An 18,830-nucleotide genomic window follows, 5' to 3' on the forward strand; every position below is an offset into this window, starting at 1 on the left:
TAAGTCAGGCTCATATTATGAGCCTGACTTATATTACACCCCTACCGCTTCCTCACTCCCTAACTCACTGAGGATACGCTTGGCTGCTTGCACGTTCTTCACATCTTCGATGCTGAGGATGAGCTGTTCCTTGCGCTCCTTCATGGAGGCCGTGCGGGTGTGGCTTTGCACGTAGGAGAGGATGTTGCCGAAGGTGTCGCCCTGGAAGTAGGGCTCGTTGTTGGTGGCCGGGATGTAGCCTTTGAGCAGGTTCTTCTTGAGGGTGAGCTTCTCGAAGCCCACCTGGCAGGCCTGCCAGCGCAGGCGCACGATGTCGGCGAGCTGCTCTACCTCGGCGGGCAAGGGGCCGAAGCGGTCTATCATGCCGGTGAGCACCTTGCGCAGCTCCTCGGGGTTTTTGGCCCGATCGAGCTTGCTGTACAGCTGCAGGCGCTCCGATACGCTGGTGACGTAATGGTCGGGAATGAGGATCTGCAGGTCGGTTTCGATGTTGCACTCCTTGGGGCGGCCGGTGCCGGCGGCTTCCTGGAGGCGCTGGGTGGGGTCGCCGAGAAACAGGTCGCGGAACTCGGTTTCCTTGAGCTCCTGCACGGCTTCGTCGAGGATCTGGTGGTAGGTTTCGAAGCCCAGGTCGTTGATGAAGCCCGACTGCTCGCCGCCCAGCAGGTTGCCCGCGCCCCGGATGTCGAGGTCGCGCATGGCCACGTTGAAGCCCGCGCCCAGGTCGGAGAATTCTTCGAGGGTGCTCAGGCGCTTACGGGCGTCGGAGGGCAGACCGGCCACCGGGGGCGTGAGCAGGTAGCAGTAAGCCTTTTTGTTGGAGCGGCCCACGCGGCCCCGCATCTGGTGCAGGTCGGAGAGGCCGTGCATGTGGGCACGGTTGATGATGATGGTGTTGGCGTTGGCAATATCAAGGCCCGACTCGATGAGGGTGGTGCTCACCAGCACGTCGTAGTCGCCATCCACGAACTTCATCATGCGCTTTTCCAGCAGGTCGCCCTCCATCTGCCCGTGCACGTAGGTCACGCGGGCATCGGGCACGAGGCGCAGAATCATACTGGCCTGCTCCTCAATGTCTTTGATGCGGTTGTGCACGAAGAATACCTGCCCGCCGCGCTTGATTTCGCGGGCAATGGCGTCGCGGATCAGCAGCTCGTCGAACACGTGCAGCTCGGTTTGCACGGGCTGGCGGTTGGGCGGGGGCGTGGCAATCACGCTCAGGTCGCGGGCGCCCATGAGGGAGAAGTGCAGGGTACGCGGAATGGGCGTGGCCGAGAGGGTGAGCGTGTCCACGTTCACCTTTATTTCCTTGAGCTTGTCTTTGGTTTTCACCCCGAACTTCTGCTCCTCGTCAATCACCAGAAGGCCCAGGTCCTTGAACTGCACATCCTTGTTGGTGAGGCGGTGGGTGCCAATGAGGATGTCGGTTTTGCCGTCGGCCACCCGGCCCAGGGTTTCCTTGATTTGCTTGGTGGTCTTGAAGCGGTTGACGTACTCCACCGTGACGGGCAGGTTGCCGAGCCGCTCGCGGAAGGTTTTGTAGTGCTGCATGGCCAGGATGGTGGTGGGCACCAGCATGGCTACCTGCTTGCCGTCGGCCACGGCCTTGAAGGCGGCCCGGATGGCTACCTCGGTCTTGCCAAAGCCCACGTCGCCGCACACGAGGCGGTCCATGGGGTGGGGCACTTCCATGTCGCGCTTCACGTCCTCGGTGGCCTTGGCCTGGTCGGGGGTGTCCTCGTAGATGAAGGAGGATTCCAGCTCGGCCTGCATAAAGGAGTCCTGGGCGAAGGCGTGGCCGGGCGCGGTTTTGCGCTTGGCGTAGAGGCGGATGAGCTCGGCCGCAATGTCTTTCACCTTTTTCTTGACGGACTTCTTCTTGTTTTCCCACTCCGGGGAGCCCAGCTTGCTCATGGAGGGCGGGGTGCCCTCGGCCCCCGAGTACTTGGCAATCTTGTGCAGGGCGTGGATGCTCACGGTCAGCACGTCGTCGTCGCGGTACACCAGCCGGATGGCTTCTTGGAGCCGGTCGTTGATTTCGACCTGCGTGAGGCCGGCAAAGCGGGCAATGCCGTAGTCTTGGTGCACCACGTAGTCGCCGGGCACGAGGGTGCGCAGCTCCTTGAGGGTAAGGGCCTTTTTCTTGGAGAACTTGCGGGTTTCCTGGGCCCGGTAGTAGCGCTCAAACAGCTGGTGGTCGGTGTACACGACGAGCTTCAGTGTCTCGTCGATAAACCCTTCGCGCAGGCCCAGCAGCAGGTGCTGAAACTGCACGTTGTTGTCCAGCTCGTCGAAGATGGTGCGGAGGCGGTCGGCCTGGCGCACCTGCTCGGCGGCAATAATGTTGGTGTAGCCCTTCTTCTGGTTGTCGTGTAGGTTCTTGACGATGCGGTTGAAGTCCTTGCCGAAGCTGGGCTGGGGCTTGGCGCTGAACTGGAACTCCTCGGCCCCGGTCTTGTAGTGAAACCGCTTGCCGAACTCCACCACCGCAAACCCGTCGAGCAGCTTCTTCAGCGACTTGCCCGTCTCAAACAGGTCGTCGGGCTTGCTCACCACCTGGGTGCCGCCCGAAGCCGCCAGCAGCTCCTTGAAGCCGTGCTCGGCCTTGTCGAAGTACTCGTCTACCACGTCCAGGGTCTGGCGCACGTCCTTGGCCCACACGGTGGTGTTGGGCGGAATAAAGTCGAGGAAGGCCTCCCGCGTTTCCTGGAGCAGCTTGGTTTGTACGTTGGGGATGATGCTCACCTGCTGGCGCTTTTCCACCGACAGCTGGCTTTCCGGGTCGAAGGTGCGAATGGTTTCCACCTCGTCGCCGAACAGCTCGATGCGGTAGGGCAGCTCGTTGGCGTAGGAGAAAATGTCCACAATGCCCCCGCGCACGGCAAACTGGCCGGCCTCGTACACAAAGTCGCTCCGCTCGAAGTCGTACTCGGCCAGCATTTCGCTCACGAAGTTCACGTCGAGCTTGTCGCCCACCTTCACCAGAAAGGTGTTGGCCACTAGGCTTTTCTTGTTGATAACCTTCTCGAACAGGGCCTCGGGGTAGGTGACGATAAGTGCCCCGGCCGTGTCCTTTATGCTGATTTTCTTGCCCTTCTGACTTTTTTCTGCGCCTTCGGGCAGGGCATCGTCGGCGTCCTCCGAGGCCTGCTCGGCGGTGGTTTTGGGGCCGCGGTGGCTATTGAGCTTGTTGAGCACCTCGGCCCGCATCAGCACGTTGGCGTTTTCCGTCTCGTCGAAGGAGTAGGGGCGCTTGTAGGAGGTAGGGAACAGCAGGGGCTCCTCGTTGGGCACCAAATGCTGGAGGTCGGCCAGGAAGTAAGCGGCCTCGTCCCGGTCGTGGAGGATGAACAGGTGGTGCTGATCGGGAAACTCGCGGTGCAGGGCGGCGGCCAGCACGGCATCCTGGGAGCCGATGAGGCCGCGCAGGTGCAGGCGGGTGGCGCCGGCCTCAGCTTTGGCAGCTCCGCGCAGGGTGTTGCGCGTGGCCGGGTTCAGGCGGGCACCCACGGTCAGCACGGTTGGGTCGAGGGCGTAGAGCTTCAGAAAATCGGAGACCTTCAAAACGGGTATCGGCTAAAGGGGAGGCAAAGGGGGAAGCCCGGCCGGAGTCAACTCCGGTCGGGCAGGGCGTGGTAGCAATACCGCGGCCAAGGTCCGAAAGTTTCCGCGAAGCCCCGGCATGGCGCGTATGGTGGAGCTTATTACTTAATTCCTATATTAGGTCCTGCTTACCCCGCTCTGCTTGCCTACCCCTTAATTCCCACACCCCATGGACCCTACCCGCAACCCGGCCGAGGACCCCGAATTCGATTTTAACGCCTGGGAGCTGCGCCAGCGGGCCCATCACGCCTGGCTGGCCATCTACCAGCAGCGCTGCCTGGCCGCCGTGCAGAAGCCCCGGCCCTACACGCGCGGCAGCGCCCGGCCCTGGGCCGCCTGCGCCCTGCCCGAGAAAAGTCATTGCTAGGCCCTGGCGCACTACCTTCGTACTTTCGCAAGTAGTAAGTAGCAGGTATTTTTTGTGCGCGGTTCTTCTCACCTGGCTATCGGCCTGATTACCGGCGTCGCCATTGCCGGCCTGGTACCCGGCATTCCCTTCTCCCCGGCGGGTATTGCCCTGGCCGGCTTTTCGTCCCTGGCCCCCGACCTCGACCACCCCGGCTCCCGGCTCAGCAAACGGCTGGGCTTCGCGCAGAACTACGTGCGCTGGGCTTTTATAGTGGGGGCGGCCGTGCTGGCGGCCTACACGCACTTTCTGCTGCCGCCCGGCCCCGACCGGCGCATGGGCTTCACGGCGGCGCTGGCGTTTGGCCTGATTGGAGCCGCCATGCAGGGCGACGCCACGCGCAAGCTGGCCCTGCTCTTTACCGGGCTGTGCACGGTGGTAGCGGGCCTCTACACCGAGTACGTGTGGCTGAGCATGCTGGGGTGCTTTGTGGCCGTGGCCCCCTATACTTCTCACCGCACCTGGACGCACACGCTCTGGGCGGCGGCTTTGTGGACCTATATCGGGCACCTTGCTAACCAGAGCCTGGGCTGGCATGGCGTGGCCCTGTTCGCGGGCGGGGGGTACCTGTCGCACCTGCTGGCCGATACGCTCACCAAGGCCGGGGTGAAATACTTTATGCCGCTCTGGGACGTTAGTGTGAAAATTCCGCTGATTCGCACGGGCTCGAAAAGCGGTAATTTTCTGGAGGTAGCCATTTGCGCGGGCTATGGGTTGTTGGTGCTGGGGTTGGTAGTTGGGCGGATGGGGTTTTAAACAAAATGCTGGCAAGTAGATTATTACTCCACAGGAGCTTGGAGCCCGCAGCCGGCCTGGCCGTGGGCCAGGAGAGTGGCCCGGCCCACCACGGGAGCTGCTGCCCGCCCCGAGAGAATATAGGGTTTTTGCTGAACTTGGATTATTTACTTTTAGCTCCCAACCTGAATGGTGAAATCAAACAGTATAAAGACGCTATATGATGCCTTCTGCGTTGTAGAAAATAGGATTATATAGGAAAGTAGCTTTGTCTATATACGCAAAGAATCAGGCAGTTACCATATTAAATTTATATTATGTATTTTATGCTTCCTTCGTACCTTTGAACCCCTCCTGCCTCTACGGGAGCTTCCGAACTACCACCCCGCTTCTCGTCCTCTTCATCCTTTACACACCTGTTTTCGCTCATTTTCCGCTCATTCTAACCCGCGTTCCTTGTTTATGAATCAGATGAATAGCCCGCTGATCCGGATAGGCGTCTTCTACGACGGCAATTATTTCCTGAAGATCAGTGATTACTACTACTTCCAACATGAACGGAAAGCTCGCATCAGCCTGGAAGGGCTGCACGAGTTTATCCGCCATCAGGTTGCCGAAGATGAAGATACCGACGTGCGCCTGTGTCAGATCACCGACGCGCACTTCTTCCGGGGGCGCCTGAGCGCCACCGAAGCCCGCGACAAAGACCGACTGTTCCATGACCGGCTCCTGGACGACATTCTCATGAACCTGGGTATCACCACCCACTACATGGCCCTGAAAACCCGCGACGGCCGCCTGCAGGAAAAAGGCATCGACGTGTGGCTGTCGCTGGAAGCCCTGGAACTGGCCCTACACAAAAGCTTCGACGTGATTGTGCTCATTGCCGGCGACTCCGACTACCTGCCGCTGGTGAAAAAGCTCAACACCGTGGGTACCCGCGTGATGCTGCTGAGCTGGGATTTCAAGTACACCGACTTCAAAGGCGAAAACCGCGTAACGCGTCCTTCCCAGCAGCTGCTCGACCACTCTACCTATCCCGTGCTCATGCACGAGGTAATTGATGAGCGTCTGGCCAAAAACGACCCGCTGATTGAGGACATGTTTGTGAACACGCCCGAGCCGGCACCCTACAGCCCCGCGGCCAAGCCCGTACGCCCGACAGGCCCCACGGCAGCCGGGCCGGTAGGCACGGTAGGCATCAGCACCATCAAGAACCTGAAAAACGGGTTTGGCTTCGTGGTAATGCCGCCAAACAACCTGTTCTTCAGCTACGCTGATATGGCCGAAGGCGACTTCAACGACCTGCGCGAAGGCGACTGGGTGGAGTTTACCGTAGGCCGCAACCACCGCGACGAAGACTGTGCCCGCAACGTGCGCAAAGTAGAGGCGCCGCAGTTTGACGAGGAAGAAGAAAACTCTTCCGAAGAAGAAGAGCACGAGTCCGCCAGCTCGCGCTACTAGTACCCTGCCCTTATCCTTGTAGTTCGGTCTTGGAAAAGCCGGCTGACGAACAGTCAGCCGGCTTTTTTGTGGCCGTTTATTCCTGGCTGTCGTCGGCGGAGGGAAACAGCAGGTTGCGGAACTCGCGCTTGGTTGCGGGGTAGCGGTTGAAGGTGCCCAGGCCGCAGGCTACCACCAGCTCCCGGGTGGCGCAGAAGATGTCGCCCTCGGCTACTACTAGGCTTTTACCGCTGTGCACCACCCGGGCCCGGGCCACCAGCTGGTCGTGCAGGCGCACGGGGTGCAGGTAGTTGATCTTGAACTCGACCGTAGAAACCAGCTCGCCCTCCGTGAAAGCCAGGGCCAGAGCCGCCGCCCCCAGGGCCGAGTCCATCAGGCCGGCCAACACGCCGCCGTGGCACGTGCCGGGGGAAGAGAGGTGCTCGGGCAGCACCGTCATGCTATACTCTACCTGGCCGGAGCCGACGAGGCGCAGCGCCATGCCATTGGTGCGGCCGTACTGGTTGATTTGGTTGTAGATGGCCACCAGCGTGGCCACATCGGGGAGGGGTTCCATGGAAAAGGGAAGGGGGTACTGGGCTTTCAGCGAAAAGTTAGGCTTCTTTACGGAAAGCCCCCGGTCATGTCTGCTCTGCCGCTCACCTTTGCTGAGTTCTATCCCCGCTACCTGCGCGACCATCAGCGCCGGGGCACGCGGATGCTGCACTTCATCGGCACCTCCCTGTTCTTGGTAGCGGCTGTGCTGGCGCTGGTGTTCCTGCGGCCGGTTCTGCTGGCCTGGGGCATTGGGGTGGCGTACGGGCTGGCTTGGGTGGGGCACTTTTTCGTGGAGCACAACCGGCCTGCCACCTTTCAGCACCCGTGGTTTTCCCTACGAGGCGACTTCAAGCTGTATGTGGACTTGCTGCGCGGCCGGGAAAAGTTCTAAAGAGGCTTCTGCATCAGGAAGTGCGGAATGCTGCCAAATAAGGTATGCGACGGCGCTACCACGGCATAGCCGGCCCGCTCATAGAAAGGCACCGCGGCGGCGCGGGCATGCAGCACGCACTCGGTGAGGCCCCGGCGCCGCGCTTCGGCTTCTAAGTAGGTAAGCACCGCCTGGCCTACGCCCTGACCCTGCCAGGCGGGATGAACTGCCATAAAGCGCACTTGGCCCTGGGCCGCGGTAGCCGCGTGCAGGCGCCCTACGCCCACCAGCGTGCCATCCTCGGCCAGTGCCGCTGCGTGGCAGGTAGCCGGGTCCTCGTCGTCGGGGGCGTGCTCGGAGCCGGGAGGCTGCTGCCAGGGCGCCCGGAGCACCTGGTAGCGAAGCTGGTAGTACGCGGCCCACTCGGCCGGGCTTTGAGGCGCCGTAACACGCATAGCAGGAAGGGACGTTAAAGGAAAACAGGAGCGGTTCCGGCGCGGCTGCGCCGGGCGTACGGCCAAACTCCTACCTTTGGGCCCTGCGCCCTGCAAGATATTCTTTCTTTTCCCTGCTTTTCCTCATGGCTTCCTTCGATATCGTCAGCAAAGTAGATCCGCAAACCCTGGAAAATGCGGTGAACACGGCTAAAAAAGAACTGCAAACCCGCTACGACCTCCGCGACACGAAGGGCGGCATCGAGCTGGACAAAAAGGCCAATACCATTCTGCTGAGCTCGGAGAATTCTATGCGTATTCAGGCCCTGGAACACATCCTGCTCACGCGGGTGGTGAAACAGGGTATTGATGGGACCGTGCTGGACTTCTCGGACGAAGAGGTGCCCAGTGGGGCGCTGGTGAAGAAAACCGTGAAAGTGCGCGCCGGCGTTGACAAAGAAGTTGGGCGCAAAATTATCAAGGCCATCAAAGATGCTAAGGTGAAAGTAGAAGCCCAGATGCAGGACGACCAGGTGCGCGTGACGGCCAAAAAAATTGACGATCTGCAGGCGGCCATTGCGGCCGTGCGGCGGGCGGAGGTTGGCCAGCCCCTGCAATTTGTGAACATGAAGAGCTAGTCAATGTGCTCATGCGGCAATGGGCAGGTGTGCTAAGGCTTATTCTGGCATCAGCACATCGGCGCATTCACCCTCCTCATCACACCAGCACCCTTCCCACATTCGCACAGTAAACACCATGTTCGACCTTTCCATTTTCTCCGAAACGCAAACCTGGGTGAGCCTGCTGACGCTCACGTTCATGGAAATTGTGCTCGGCATCGACAACATCATCTTCATTTCCATTATCGTCAACCGCCTGGACCCCGCGCAGCAGAAGCGGGGCCGTACCATTGGGCTGGTGCTGGCGCTGGTTATCCGGATCCTGCTGCTGATGAGCATTTCCTGGATTGTGGGCCTGAAAGCCCCGCTGTTCCACATCGATGTGCCCTGGGCCGACCACGACTTTGGCGTAACCGGACGCGACATTATCCTGCTGATTGGGGGCCTGTTCCTCATTGCCAAAAGCACCACCGAAATTCACACCAAGCTGCAGGGGGAGGAAGAAACTGAGGCCGGCGGCAAGCTTTACAGCTCCATGGGGCGCATTATTATTCAGATTGTGCTCATCGACATCGTGTTCAGCTTCGACTCCATTCTCACGGCCGTAGGGCTGGTCGACAATGTGCTGATCATGATTCTGGCCGTGGTGCTGTCGATAGGGGTAATGCTGGCCTTCTCCGGAGTAGTAGCCGACTTCGTCAACCGCAATCCTACCATCAAGATGCTGGCCTTGTCTTTCCTGATTATGATTGGGGTGATGCTGGTGATGGAGGCTTTCCACAAGGAAATCGAAAAGGGCTACATCTACTTTGCCATGTTCTTTTCCCTGGTGGTGGAAGTGCTCAACATGCGTTTGCGCAAAAAGGCCGACCCGGTACGCCTGCGCGACTCCCAGTTCGACTAAGCGGTTAACAGCGTTGGTAAAAGCAGAGGCCCACAGCGTGTAGCGGTGGGCCTCTTTGGTTATAGGCGTTTCAGGAGCATTAGCAGCAAGATCAGCGCCACTACGGAGCCTATGATGGCCAGGTTGACTCGTACCTGCGCATTGGAAGCCCGCCAGCCGCTGCCTGCTATAACTAACAAAATGCCACTGAATACAGCCAGGACGCTTACTTCATTGTGAACTGGCAGTGGCGTGCCATCAGGTAGCTGCGCTGCAAACACAAAATGGCCTATCGGGGAAATGCGTAGCTGCAAATGGGGGATGGATAGCGGAATATCGACGCTGGTGATGAAGTGCCCATGCGAAGTGCCTATTTCGTATTTCCCGGGCTCATTGACGTTGGATTTATCTGCGTAGGTCAGAAAGTTGGCCTGCACTTCTCTTCTTAACACGAAATAGTCAACCAGGATCAGGCAAGGCAGCAGCAGTAAAAGCTGACACCAGCGGCGGGCCCGCCCGGAATACGAGTGGTAATCGAATACCTGCAACACCCTAATTCTGGCTCGGCGCCTGAATGCGGTGGGTGGCGGAGTCCGTTGGGCGCGTGACCTGTAATTTGTTGGAGGAGCCGGAGCAGGCAGCTTCTGCGCCTGCTGCAACGCTGCGTCATAGCGCTGCCGGCGAATGGGGTCGGAGAGGGTTTCGTAGGCTTCATTTACCGCCAGATACCGTTGGTGGGCAGCTGGGTCGGCGGTACGGTCGGGGTGGGTGAGGCGCACCAGGTGCAGGTAGGCCCGGCGTATCTCGGCGGCGGCGGCCTGCTCGCTTAGCTCCAAAACGGCGTAGTAGGTTATCATCGGCTGCAGGCTAAACAACGGCCCGCCCGGCAGAAAGCCAGGCGGGCCGTTGGGGTTAAGCGGTACTGGAAAAAAAGCTAGTGGCGCACCACTACTTTTTTGGTGAGCGTACCCTGAGGCGTGGTCACGCGCACCAGATAGAGGCCATCGGCCAGGTCCCGCACGTCGAGGGAAGCGCCGCTCTGTGCCTGTCCGGCCGACAGGGAAATCGTGCGGACGGTGGCTCCCAGTACCGTAAGCACTTCTACCTCCACCGGCGCCGTGCCCAGGCCAAAGGTGCGCAGCGTCAGCTGGCTGTTAGCGGGGTTGGGGTATACTTCTACCGCCGTGGCGCTGAGGGCGGCTTTCGTGCTCAGGGCAGCCGGGAGGGCAAACCCTGCTTTGTTGTCCGTCAATGACTTGCTGCTACCCTGAATAGCGTTGTTCCCCATGCCGCGCCGGGCAAACACCCGCCAGATAATATCCTGGTTAGCGGAGTTAAACAGGGCCTTGTCGGCGGCCAGGATAGCGTTGCGCCCATCAAGGAAGCCGGGGCTGCAGGGTTGCAGCTTCATGCCTTCCATTACCAGCAGCATGGCTTTGTTGTTGCCGCCGGTGCCGCGGTACAAATCAGCGTTGTAGCCGTAGCGTTCAATCATTGCCCAGTTCAGGTCCCAGAGCACCGTGGCCCACACCTCGCCCACGTCGTGCGTCTCGGTGTATGCCTTGCCAATGATATCGTAGGTGTAGTTGTTGACGGCCATATCAGTGGAATACGGCTTCTGTCGGATGCCTTCGCCATCGGTAGGCTGGCCCATCACGTACGAGCCCACACTCCGGGGAGTGGTGGCTTTGTCGCCGGGCTTGGTTGTCAGCCATAAGGCCACAAAATCGCTCCAGCCCTCGCCCATACCCTCCACATTGTCTAGGCAGTCGGCGGTGGAGGGCCCACCGGTGAGGCGGGTGCTAATGCCGTGGGTGTATTCGTGGGCAATGATGACGTTATCGAAGGCGCCATCCCGGTCGGCGTACGGGCTGGGCGGGCTCAGCAGCTCCACGGTTACCGTTTCCCCCGCTTTCAGGCGGGCTTTAATCTGTTCCCCCGTTGCCAGGGTAATCATGAGGCTGGGAATGGCTAGCTGCTCGTCCCCGCCCATCGTGAGCAACTCGTCTTCTACGTTGTTGATGACCACCACGGCAATGGCCCCGGCGCTCTGGGCCGCACTGATTTTCTCCACAAAGGTGCAGTCACCGCGGTCCAGCAAGGCAATGTTGCCTTTAATGGCACTGGCATTGGTGAGGGTGCCGCTGCAGGCCCGCGAGGGTGTAGTGCTGCCATCATTCACCAGCACCAGCTGGCCCTTAAGTGGGGTTACTTCGGGCAGGGCGGGTCCGATACTTCCCTCGGCGGCCGGGTAGGTGTCGGCAATGGAAGCCGGAGCGGTTACCTTCAGGATAGTGGTATTGGGGGCTGGCCACGTGAACATGTGCATCCGGCCAGCCGAACCGTCCACACTGGGTATGAAGTAGGCATTATATACGCCTTCCGGGTCCTGGGCTACGGCACGTACGGCGTCGCTGCCGCGCCCTTTACCGGTGTAGTTCTTGGTTTGGAAGTTACCGCTTGCTTCCGTGAAGCCATAGTTGTAGAACACGTCGTGCATGATGTTATTCATGTAAAACAGGTTCACTACGGCCGCTTTCTGGTTGTCCAGCAAAGACTTGTTGCTGTCGTATGTGGGGTTGAAGGCTAGGCTGGTGCCGCCATCAACGTAAACGGGGGCGTTTGCTGCGTCGAGAGCGAAAGCCAGGGTATTGTTGCCGCGTGTGGTAGTAAACTCGGCGCCGGTGGCACCATTGGTGTCGTGCCAGCCGTAAGGTGAGGCCTGCGCATCGGCGGGGTTGCGCACCTGGGTACGAGCTCCAAAGGAAGGGCCCTCCGTAGGAATAGCGAATACCGTGTAGGTTGCTTCGTTGGCGGATGGGCGGCCGCTAAGCACCGCCGCAGGCGTGGCCAGCTGCTCGGCTGCGCCGGAGGCCGGTGGGGCCAGCTGCTCGTGGATGTTTCGGTCGTGCTGCTGGACTACCCGGCCCGTGCCGGCGTCTACCAGCAGGCGCCACTGTTCGGGCGTACGGGGCGGGTGCAGCACCACCTGCCAAACCAGCTGTACGCTGCCATCTTCGGCAGCCAGGTAAGCCAGCTCTACGGGAATTTGCTCCTTGGAAAGCGCCTCATCGGCCAGGGTAAGCTTGGTAGCGCGGCTTTGCATTGTGGTAGCCGGCCGTAGGCTGGCAGGCGTGAGTTTGAGCTTACGGGCGGCGGCCAGCGTGGCTTCCGTACCCGATACGGCCGCCGCCGCTTCCGGAGCCTTGCGCGCAAGATCGGCTACGAACCGCCCGGTTTGCGTGAGCAAGGCACCCTGCTGGTTGAAGTGCAGGCCCATTTCAGTGCCAAACACGGGCAGACCCTGGTGCTGCTGGCGCAGGTAAACGTGCGTAATGCCCGTCAGGTCGTCGGTGTAAGCATCCGTGATGAGCGTATTCTGCACGTCGGCCGGGCGCAGGCCTAGCTGCTGCTGGTGCTGCGTGAGGTATTGTTGGGCCCGGGTGCCGGGGTCCTGGGCCTGGGCAGGCGAGGGTGCGCTCAGGCCCAAAAGCAGGGCAGCAAAGAAGCTGGTTAAAAGTGTTTTCACTGGAACGAAAGAAAGTTTGGGGCAGGTTAGGAGATAAATATACAGGGAATATTTCAGCCGAAAGCCCCGCAACTGCCTGGTAAGTGCCCGCTTAGCTGACCCGACTTCAGTTTGCTAGCCGAGCATTGCCGCAAAAAGGGTATTTTTGGCATACTCTCTTCGATTCTCACTTCCACCCCTTTTTACCTTTTGCACGTTGCGCATGAAAACACGAGTACTGCTTGCCTTTCTGGGGCTTACCACTGCCCAGCTGGGAAATGCCCAGGACCTGAAGCCCTCCTCCGTGCCGGGCGGCACCACGGTATGCTTTGCCTCCAAGGAAAACGCCTACACCCGCATTGCCCCGCCGGAAAGCTTTCTGCGGGCGCAAAAGCTCAAAGGCCGCTCGACCAATGCCCCCATTACGGTGACATACACGGGCTTCACGCCTGCGGCCAAGGCGGCTTTTCAGTATGCGGTAGATATCTGGGCCTCCTTGTTGAAAACAAATGTGCCTATTCACATTGACGCTACTTGGCGGCCCCTGGATGAAGGCGTGTTGGGCTCGGCCGGTCCAGGTACTTACTATCGGAATATGAGCGGGGCGCCCCAGAATAACGTATGGTATCCTATAGCCTTGGCCGAGAAGCTGGCCGGGCAGGAGCTAAACGGGGCTGGGGAAGCCGACATTGTAGCTAGCTTCAGCAGCACGTTCGACTGGTACCTGGGCACCGATGGCAACACCCCCACCAACAAATACGACCTGGTTTCGGTAGTGCTGCACGAGCTGGGCCACGGCCTGGGTTTTGTGGATGCTATGAATGTGGAAAATAAGATAGGCAGCCACGGATACAGCGGAATTCCCGTCGCTTACGACACCTTCGTAGAGAATAGTGTGGGCAAGCGCCTGGTCGACAAAGCAAACTTTGCCAATCCCTCGGCCGCTCTGGGTACGCAGATGACCAGCAATGCGCTTTACTTCAATAGCGACCTAGCTGAGGCAGTAAACAACAACAACCGTCCGCGGCTGTATGCGCCCACCCGGTATAGCGGGGGCTCCAGCATTGCCCACCTGAACGAGAGTACTTACCTCTCGGGCGACCCTAATTCCTTGATGACGCCCCAGATTGGGCCGGCGGAGTCCATCCACACCCCGGGTCCCCTGGTGCTGAAAATGTTCGACGAAATGGGCTGGTTTAACACCGCCATTCGTCACACGCCCCTGCGTGATACGGAAACCGCCCAGAACTACACTGTTACGGCCGTAATTGAAAGCGACGGGACCGTGAAGGCCGATTCGCCCAAGTTGGTGTACTCCGTAGATGGAGGCGCTGATGTGACGCTGAACTTAACTCCGACCGGGCAGCCCAAGCAGTATTCGGCGGTTATTCCCAATCCGGGCCTCAACCACACCATCCGGTACTACCTGACCGCCGCCGACAACGAAACCGGCCGCACCTACACGGCCCCGGGCAAAGCTGCTCCTGGGGTTACTACCATGCCCCGCTACAGCTTCAAAGTAGGAGCCGACGTGACGGCTCCCCAGGTAGCCCACGAGGCCCCCAGCTTCCTGTTTGAGTCTCAGCTACCCTACCAGCTGGTGGTAGCGGCCGACGACAACGTAGGTGTGGCCTCCGTAAAAGTAGAGTACAGCGTAAACGGCGTGGCCCAGACGCCCATTGAGCTCACCAAGCAAGGCGAGGAAACCTACGTTGGCACTATTGGCAGCAATGGCACCGTTAAAGCCGGGGACGTCCTCACGTACCGGGTGGTGGTGACTGACGTGGCTACAGCACAGAACAAGGCTTTTAATCCCACTAGCGGCGTTTACACCATCAATGTGGTCAAGGTGAAGGATGCCCAGGTTACGTACGTCAACCAGCTCAACAGCACCACGCCGCTTGATCTGGTGGGCAATGGCTTCTCCATTACCACGCCCGCCGGCTTCAGCAACGCTGCCATTCACTCCCTGCATCCTTACCCCGACGGGGACGGCGACGACCAAGAAACCAACTTTATCTACCAGCTGCTGGTACCCATCAAGGTGCAGGCCAACCGCGCCGAGGCCACGGTAAAGTTTGATGAGATTGTACTGGTGGAGCCCGGTGAGGACGGGAAACCTTTTGGCTCGCCCGATTTTTACGACTACGTAGTAGTAGAGGGCAGCACTGATGGCACTACCTGGGTGCCCCTGGCCGATGGCTACGATGCCCGCGCCAACATTGCCTGGCTGGACCAGTACAACAGCAGCACAAGCGGTAACAACTCCACTGCCGAGGGTACGCCCTCGTTGTTTAAGGCCCGCGAATTCAATCTGCGCGACAAGTTTGCCGGTGGTGATATTGTGCAGCTCCGCTTCCGCCTGTTTGCCGATGCCGGTGCCCACGGCTGGGGCTGGGCCATCGACAACCTGCGGATTCAGGATGCAGTGACGGGCGTGGCCCAGGAGCTGAAGGATGCCGGCGGGTTCGACGTATTCCCGAACCCCACCACGGGCCGCTTTACGCTCCAGGCCCGCCTGACCAAAGCTACGCCCGGCCTGCAAGTGGTGGTGCGTAATGTGCTGGGCCAGGAAGTGCTGCGCAAAGCCCTGCCCACTACGCCCGGCCTCGTGAAGGAAACCCTCGACCTAAGCCAGCTGGCTAACGGGCTCTACCTGGTAAGCCTGGGTGATGGTTCTGAAGCGCTGACCAAGCGCCTGATGGTTCGCCACTAAGCTTCCCCTTAGAAAATAAAAGAGCCGCTTCTATAGCAGAAGCGGCTCTTTTATTATGGGCTGATATTATGGGCTGAGCAGTGGCCTACTCAGTGGGCAGTTGCCAGCCTAGCTTGCTGATAAAATCCCATAACACCACGCCAGCGGCCACGCTCACGTTCAGGCTGTGTTTGGTGCCGAACTGGGGTATTTCCACCGCGGCGTCGCAGAGGGCCAGTACTTCATCCTCCACCCCAAACACTTCATTGCCCATGATTAGGGCGTAGCGCTGGTCGGGTAAGGGCTGAAAGGCGGGCAGCAGCTGGCTGCCGGTGGTTTGTTCTACGGCTACCAGCACGTAGCCTGCGGCTTTCAGCTGCCGCAAGGCCTCTTGGGTGGTAGCCGCGTACTCCCACACCACCGACTCGGTAGAGCCCAGGGCCGTTTTGGTGATTTCGCGCTGCGGGGGGCGGCCGGTAATGCCGCATAGCCATATTTTTTCGATGGCAAACGCATCGGCGGTGCGGAAGGCCGCGCCCACATTATGCAGGCTCCGCACGTTGTCGAGGACTAGGGTAAGGGGGAATTTTCGCGTATTTTTGAAGTCTGCCACCGTTAGCCGGTTGAGCTCTTCCATCGAGAGTTTGCGCATGCCCGCAAAGGTAGGAACGCCCGGCTAGGTGGTAGCTGTTTGGCTTAAGCCGCACTGGCCTGATCATGCTCTTCGCCCTTGCTTGCGCTGCGCGACCTGCTCAGGATAACAGGCCAGCCCCATATTCCCGTATTTCCGCTTCCGTGAAAATCAAGTCTGCCGATACCAACAAAAAGCCCATCCGCACGCATGGTTCCCTCGGGCCCGCCCCCGTGGTTGATACTCCGCTGATGAAGCAATACTACCAGCTCAAGCAGCAGCACCCCGGTGCGGTCCTGCTGTTCCGGGTGGGTGACTTTTACGAAACCTTCGGCGAGGATGCCGTTACAGCCTCGCGCATTCTCGACATCACGCTGACCAAGCGGGGCGCGGGTACCTCTTCCGAGACGCCGCTAGCGGGCTTTCCCCACCACGCCCTCGACAACTACCTGCCCAAGCTGGTGCGGGCCGGGCAGCGCGTCGCCATCTGCGACCAGCTCGAAGACCCGAAAATGGCTAAGGGTCTGGTGAAGCGCGGCATTACCGAGCTGGTCACCCCGGGCGTGAGCCTGCACGACAACGTGCTGGAGCGCAAGAGCAACAACTACCTCTGCGCCGTGCACTTCGGCAAGCAGGAGGCCGGCATCAGCTTTCTGGACATCAGCACCGGGGAGTTTCTGGTGGCGCAGGGCACCATCGAGTACCTGGGCAAGCTGTTGCAGAACTTCCAGCCCGCCGAGGTACTTTTCTGCAAGAAAAGCCGCGCGGAGTTTGAAGGGCACTTTGGGCCCGACTACTGTCATTTTGCCTTGGATGAGTGGGTTTTCGGCTTCGACTACGGGCATGATACCCTCACGCGCCACTTCCGCACTACCTCGCTCAAGGGCTTCGGCATTGATGGCCTGCGCGAGGGTATAACGGCGGCCGGCTGCATCCTGCACTACCTCGCCGAAACCAAGCACACCGATGTGGGGCACATTGGCAGCATCGGGCGGCTGGAGGAAGACAAGTACGTGTGGCTCGACCGGTTTACGGTGCGCAACCTGGAGCTGGTGCACGCCCAGCACCCCGGCGGCGTGCCCCTCATCGATATCCTCGACCAAACCGTGACGCCGATGGGCGCGCGGCTGCTGCGCAAGTGGGTGGTACTGCCGCTCAAAGAGCCCGCCCAGATTCAGCGCCGCCTCGATACCGTGGAGGCGCTGCTCCAGACGCCCGAGTTGCTCGAAAACCTGCTCCAGCACCTGCGCCAGATCAACGACCTGGAGCGGCTGATTTCCAAGGTGGCCGTGCGGCGCATCAACCCGCGGGAGCTGCTGCAGCTGGCCCGCGCCTTGGAAGCCATTGGCCCTATTCGGGCGGAGCTGGCGGCCTCGGGCATCAGGGCGCTGCAAAAGCTGGCCGACCAGCTCAACCCCTGCCAGGCGCTGCGGGAAGAAATCCGGGCGAAAGTGCGGGAAGATGCCCCTATCCTCACCAACCAGGGCGGCGTGCTCAACGATGGGGTAGACCAGGAGCTTGACGAGCTGCGCGCCATGGCCTTTTCGGGCAAGGACTACCTCTTCCAGCTCCAGCAGCGGGCCATTCAGGAAACGGGAATATCGTCGCTGAAAGTGGCCTACAATAAGGTGTTCGGCTACTACCTCGAAGTGACGAATGCCCACAAGGATAAGGTGCCGGCCTCCTGGATTCGGAAGCAGACGCTGGTGAATGCCGAGCGGTACATCACCGAGGAGCTGAAAACCTACGAGGAGAAAATCCTCCACGCCGAGGAGCGGCTGTTCGTCATCGAGCAGAATATTTACAACGACCTGGTGCTGTTTGCGGCCGAGTACGTAGCCCAGATTCAGCAGAACGCCCGCGCTATTGGGGTTGCCGACTGCCTAGCCTCGTTTGCCGCTACCGCCCGCCAGCACCGCTACGTGAAGCCTACTGTGGATGACAGCACGCTGCTTGACATTCGGGCGGGGCGCCACCCCGTGATTGAGCGCCAGCTGCCCCCCGGTGAGCAGTACATTCCCAACGACATCCGGCTAGACCAGGACGAGCAGCAGATTGTGGTGATAACCGGGCCGAACATGGCTGGCAAGTCGGCCCTGCTGCGGCAAACGGCCCTCATTGTGCTGCTGGCCCAGATCGGCTCCTTCGTGCCCGCCGATGCCGCCCACATCGGCGTTATCGACAAGATCTTCACCCGCGTGGGGGCCTCCGACAACCTGAGCAAGGGCGAAAGCACCTTCATGGTGGAAATGACGGAAACGGCCAGCATCCTCAACAACCTGTCCGACCGCAGCCTGGTGCTGATGGACGAAATTGGGCGCGGTACCAGCACCTACGACGGCATCAGCATTGCCTGGGCTATTGTGGAGCACCTGCACAACTGGCCCAAGGCCCGGGCCAAAACCCTGTTTGCTACCCACTACCACGAGCTCAACCAGCTGGCCGACGACTGCCCGCGGGTGCGCAACTACAATGTGGCCGTGAAAGAAGCTGATGGTCGCATTCTGTTTCTGCGCAAGCTGCGGGAGGGAGGCTCCGAGCATAGCTTCGGAATTCACGTGGCCCGCATGGCGGGCATGCCCACCTCCGTGGTGTTGCGGGCCAATGAGATTATGCACCACCTGGAGCAGGAGCGCGCCTCCGCCGGCGTAGACACTGACGGGGCAACGGAGTTCGATGAAGTACTGGCCGGCCTAGACGTAGCCCCGGCACCAGTAGCTACGCCCGAGGCAGCACGGCCGGGGCCTCGGGCCCAGCCCGCGGCGGCGGTGCACTCTGCGCCCCGGCCCAGCCTGCAGCTCAGTATGTTCGAGCCCGCCGACCCGGCCCTCGAGCGTATCCGAGAGCTGCTAGAAAGCCTGGATGTAAACACCCTTACCCCCATTGAGGCGCTGCTAAAGCTCAACGAGCTAAAGCTGGCTACCCGCAGCAAGTAACCGTTGTT

General features: G+C 60.3%; 14 protein-coding genes. 8 read left to right on the forward strand and 6 right to left on the reverse strand.

Going from position 1 to position 18,830, the window contains the following annotated elements; genetic code table 11:
• Nucleotides 1-33: 33 nt before the first annotated feature.
• Nucleotides 34-3,564 carry a transcription-repair coupling factor gene (gene mfd, locus HER32_RS12270; RefSeq protein WP_168682082.1) on the reverse strand — a complete coding sequence of 1,177 codons (3,531 nt, stop codon included), beginning with the start codon at nucleotides 3,562-3,564 and terminating at the stop codon, nucleotides 34-36.
• A gap of 208 nt (nucleotides 3,565-3,772) precedes the next feature.
• On the opposite strand from mfd, the gene HER32_RS12275 reads away from it, so the two are divergent.
• The 3 genes from HER32_RS12275 (at nucleotide 3,773) to HER32_RS12285 (ending at nucleotide 6,208) form a co-directional block, all read left to right on the forward strand.
• Entirely contained in the window at nucleotides 3,773-3,970 is a 198-nt protein-coding gene (locus tag HER32_RS12275; protein ID WP_168682083.1) for a hypothetical protein, read from the forward strand.
• Nucleotides 3,971-4,024: 54 nt separating this feature from the next.
• Nucleotides 4,025-4,765: a metal-dependent hydrolase gene (locus HER32_RS12280; RefSeq protein ID WP_168682084.1), complete on the forward strand. Its 741-nt coding sequence runs from the start codon at nucleotides 4,025-4,027 to the stop codon at nucleotides 4,763-4,765.
• A 441-nt stretch (nucleotides 4,766-5,206) separates the two neighbouring features.
• The gene (locus HER32_RS12285; RefSeq protein WP_149069813.1) at nucleotides 5,207-6,208 is read left to right on the forward strand and encodes an NYN domain-containing protein; all 1,002 of its coding nucleotides are present in this window, start codon (nucleotides 5,207-5,209) and stop codon (nucleotides 6,206-6,208) included.
• Nucleotides 6,209-6,284: 76 nt separating this feature from the next.
• Here the strand turns inward: HER32_RS12285 and HER32_RS12290 are convergent, their stop codons facing one another.
• A complete protein-coding gene (locus tag HER32_RS12290) occupies nucleotides 6,285-6,764 on the reverse strand; it encodes a PaaI family thioesterase (protein WP_149069812.1) in 480 nt (159 codons plus the stop codon).
• 66 nt (nucleotides 6,765-6,830) lie between these two features.
• On the opposite strand from HER32_RS12290, the gene HER32_RS12295 reads away from it, so the two are divergent.
• Nucleotides 6,831-7,136, forward strand: a complete 306-nt coding sequence (locus HER32_RS12295) for a DUF962 domain-containing protein (protein WP_168682085.1) — start codon at nucleotides 6,831-6,833, stop codon at nucleotides 7,134-7,136.
• Here HER32_RS12295 and HER32_RS12300 read toward each other — a convergent pair.
• Nucleotides 7,133-7,570, reverse strand: a complete 438-nt coding sequence (locus HER32_RS12300; RefSeq protein WP_168682086.1) for a GNAT family N-acetyltransferase — start codon at nucleotides 7,568-7,570, stop codon at nucleotides 7,133-7,135. The two genes, HER32_RS12295 and HER32_RS12300, sit on opposite strands and share 4 nt — an antisense overlap.
• Before the next feature lie 125 nt (nucleotides 7,571-7,695).
• Here HER32_RS12300 and HER32_RS12305 point away from each other — a divergent pair, with 125 nt between their 5' ends.
• Both HER32_RS12305 and HER32_RS12310 read left to right on the forward strand, forming a co-directional pair.
• On the forward strand, nucleotides 7,696-8,187 hold the full coding sequence (locus tag HER32_RS12305; RefSeq protein ID WP_149069809.1) for a YajQ family cyclic di-GMP-binding protein: 492 nt from the start codon (nucleotides 7,696-7,698) through the stop codon (nucleotides 8,185-8,187).
• A gap of 118 nt (nucleotides 8,188-8,305) precedes the next feature.
• Nucleotides 8,306-9,073 carry a TerC family protein gene (locus HER32_RS12310; protein WP_168682087.1) on the forward strand — a complete coding sequence of 256 codons (768 nt, stop codon included), beginning with the start codon at nucleotides 8,306-8,308 and terminating at the stop codon, nucleotides 9,071-9,073.
• Nucleotides 9,074-9,132: 59 nt separating this feature from the next.
• Here HER32_RS12310 and HER32_RS12315 read toward each other — a convergent pair whose 3' ends face one another.
• Together HER32_RS12315 and HER32_RS12320 are read right to left on the reverse strand one after the other, a co-directional pair.
• Nucleotides 9,133-9,909, reverse strand: coding sequence for a J domain-containing protein (locus HER32_RS12315; protein WP_168682088.1), 777 nt, complete (start codon nucleotides 9,907-9,909; stop codon nucleotides 9,133-9,135).
• A 77-nt stretch (nucleotides 9,910-9,986) separates the two neighbouring features.
• A complete protein-coding gene (locus tag HER32_RS12320; RefSeq protein ID WP_168682089.1) occupies nucleotides 9,987-12,581 on the reverse strand; it encodes a M36 family metallopeptidase in 2,595 nt (864 codons plus the stop codon).
• A gap of 202 nt (nucleotides 12,582-12,783) precedes the next feature.
• Between HER32_RS12320 and HER32_RS12325 the strand changes: the two genes are divergently transcribed.
• Complete coding sequence (locus HER32_RS12325; RefSeq protein WP_168682090.1) at nucleotides 12,784-15,276, forward strand: T9SS type A sorting domain-containing protein; 2,493 nt, start codon at nucleotides 12,784-12,786, stop codon at nucleotides 15,274-15,276.
• An 85-nt stretch (nucleotides 15,277-15,361) separates the two neighbouring features.
• Here HER32_RS12325 and HER32_RS12330 read toward each other — a convergent pair whose 3' ends face one another.
• Nucleotides 15,362-15,907, reverse strand: a complete 546-nt coding sequence (locus HER32_RS12330) for an RNA methyltransferase (protein ID WP_168682091.1) — start codon at nucleotides 15,905-15,907, stop codon at nucleotides 15,362-15,364.
• A 230-nt stretch (nucleotides 15,908-16,137) separates the two neighbouring features.
• Between HER32_RS12330 and mutS the strand changes: the two genes are divergently transcribed.
• Nucleotides 16,138-18,822: a DNA mismatch repair protein MutS gene (gene mutS, locus HER32_RS12335; RefSeq protein WP_168683273.1), complete on the forward strand. Its 2,685-nt coding sequence runs from the start codon at nucleotides 16,138-16,140 to the stop codon at nucleotides 18,820-18,822.
• Nucleotides 18,823-18,830: the final 8 nt, after the last annotated feature.

Source organism: Hymenobacter sp. BT18 (assembly GCF_012273015.1).
In the GTDB taxonomy this organism is placed as follows: domain Bacteria; phylum Bacteroidota; class Bacteroidia; order Cytophagales; family Hymenobacteraceae; genus Hymenobacter; species Hymenobacter lutimineralis.

What these genes read in the sequence shown, in the direction of transcription:
- HER32_RS12275 (WP_168682083.1), top strand. Translation starts at nt 3,773, where the DNA reads ATGGACCCTACCCGCAACCCGGCCGAGGACCCCGAATTCGATTTTAAC.
- HER32_RS12285 (WP_149069813.1), top strand. Translation starts at nt 5,207, where the DNA reads ATGAATCAGATGAATAGCCCGCTGATCCGGATAGGCGTCTTCTACGAC.
- HER32_RS12290 (WP_149069812.1), bottom strand. Translation starts at nt 6,764, where the DNA reads ATGGAACCCCTCCCCGATGTGGCCACGCTGGTGGCCATCTACAACCAA.
- HER32_RS12295 (WP_168682085.1), top strand. Translation starts at nt 6,831, where the DNA reads ATGTCTGCTCTGCCGCTCACCTTTGCTGAGTTCTATCCCCGCTACCTG.
- HER32_RS12300 (WP_168682086.1), bottom strand. Translation starts at nt 7,570, where the DNA reads ATGCGTGTTACGGCGCCTCAAAGCCCGGCCGAGTGGGCCGCGTACTAC.
- HER32_RS12305 (WP_149069809.1), top strand. Translation starts at nt 7,696, where the DNA reads ATGGCTTCCTTCGATATCGTCAGCAAAGTAGATCCGCAAACCCTGGAA.
- HER32_RS12310 (WP_168682087.1), top strand. Translation starts at nt 8,306, where the DNA reads ATGTTCGACCTTTCCATTTTCTCCGAAACGCAAACCTGGGTGAGCCTG.
- HER32_RS12315 (WP_168682088.1), bottom strand. Translation starts at nt 9,909, where the DNA reads ATGATAACCTACTACGCCGTTTTGGAGCTAAGCGAGCAGGCCGCCGCC.
- HER32_RS12325 (WP_168682090.1), top strand. Translation starts at nt 12,784, where the DNA reads ATGAAAACACGAGTACTGCTTGCCTTTCTGGGGCTTACCACTGCCCAG.
- HER32_RS12330 (WP_168682091.1), bottom strand. Translation starts at nt 15,907, where the DNA reads ATGCGCAAACTCTCGATGGAAGAGCTCAACCGGCTAACGGTGGCAGAC.
- mutS (WP_168683273.1), top strand. Translation starts at nt 16,138, where the DNA reads ATGAAGCAATACTACCAGCTCAAGCAGCAGCACCCCGGTGCGGTCCTG.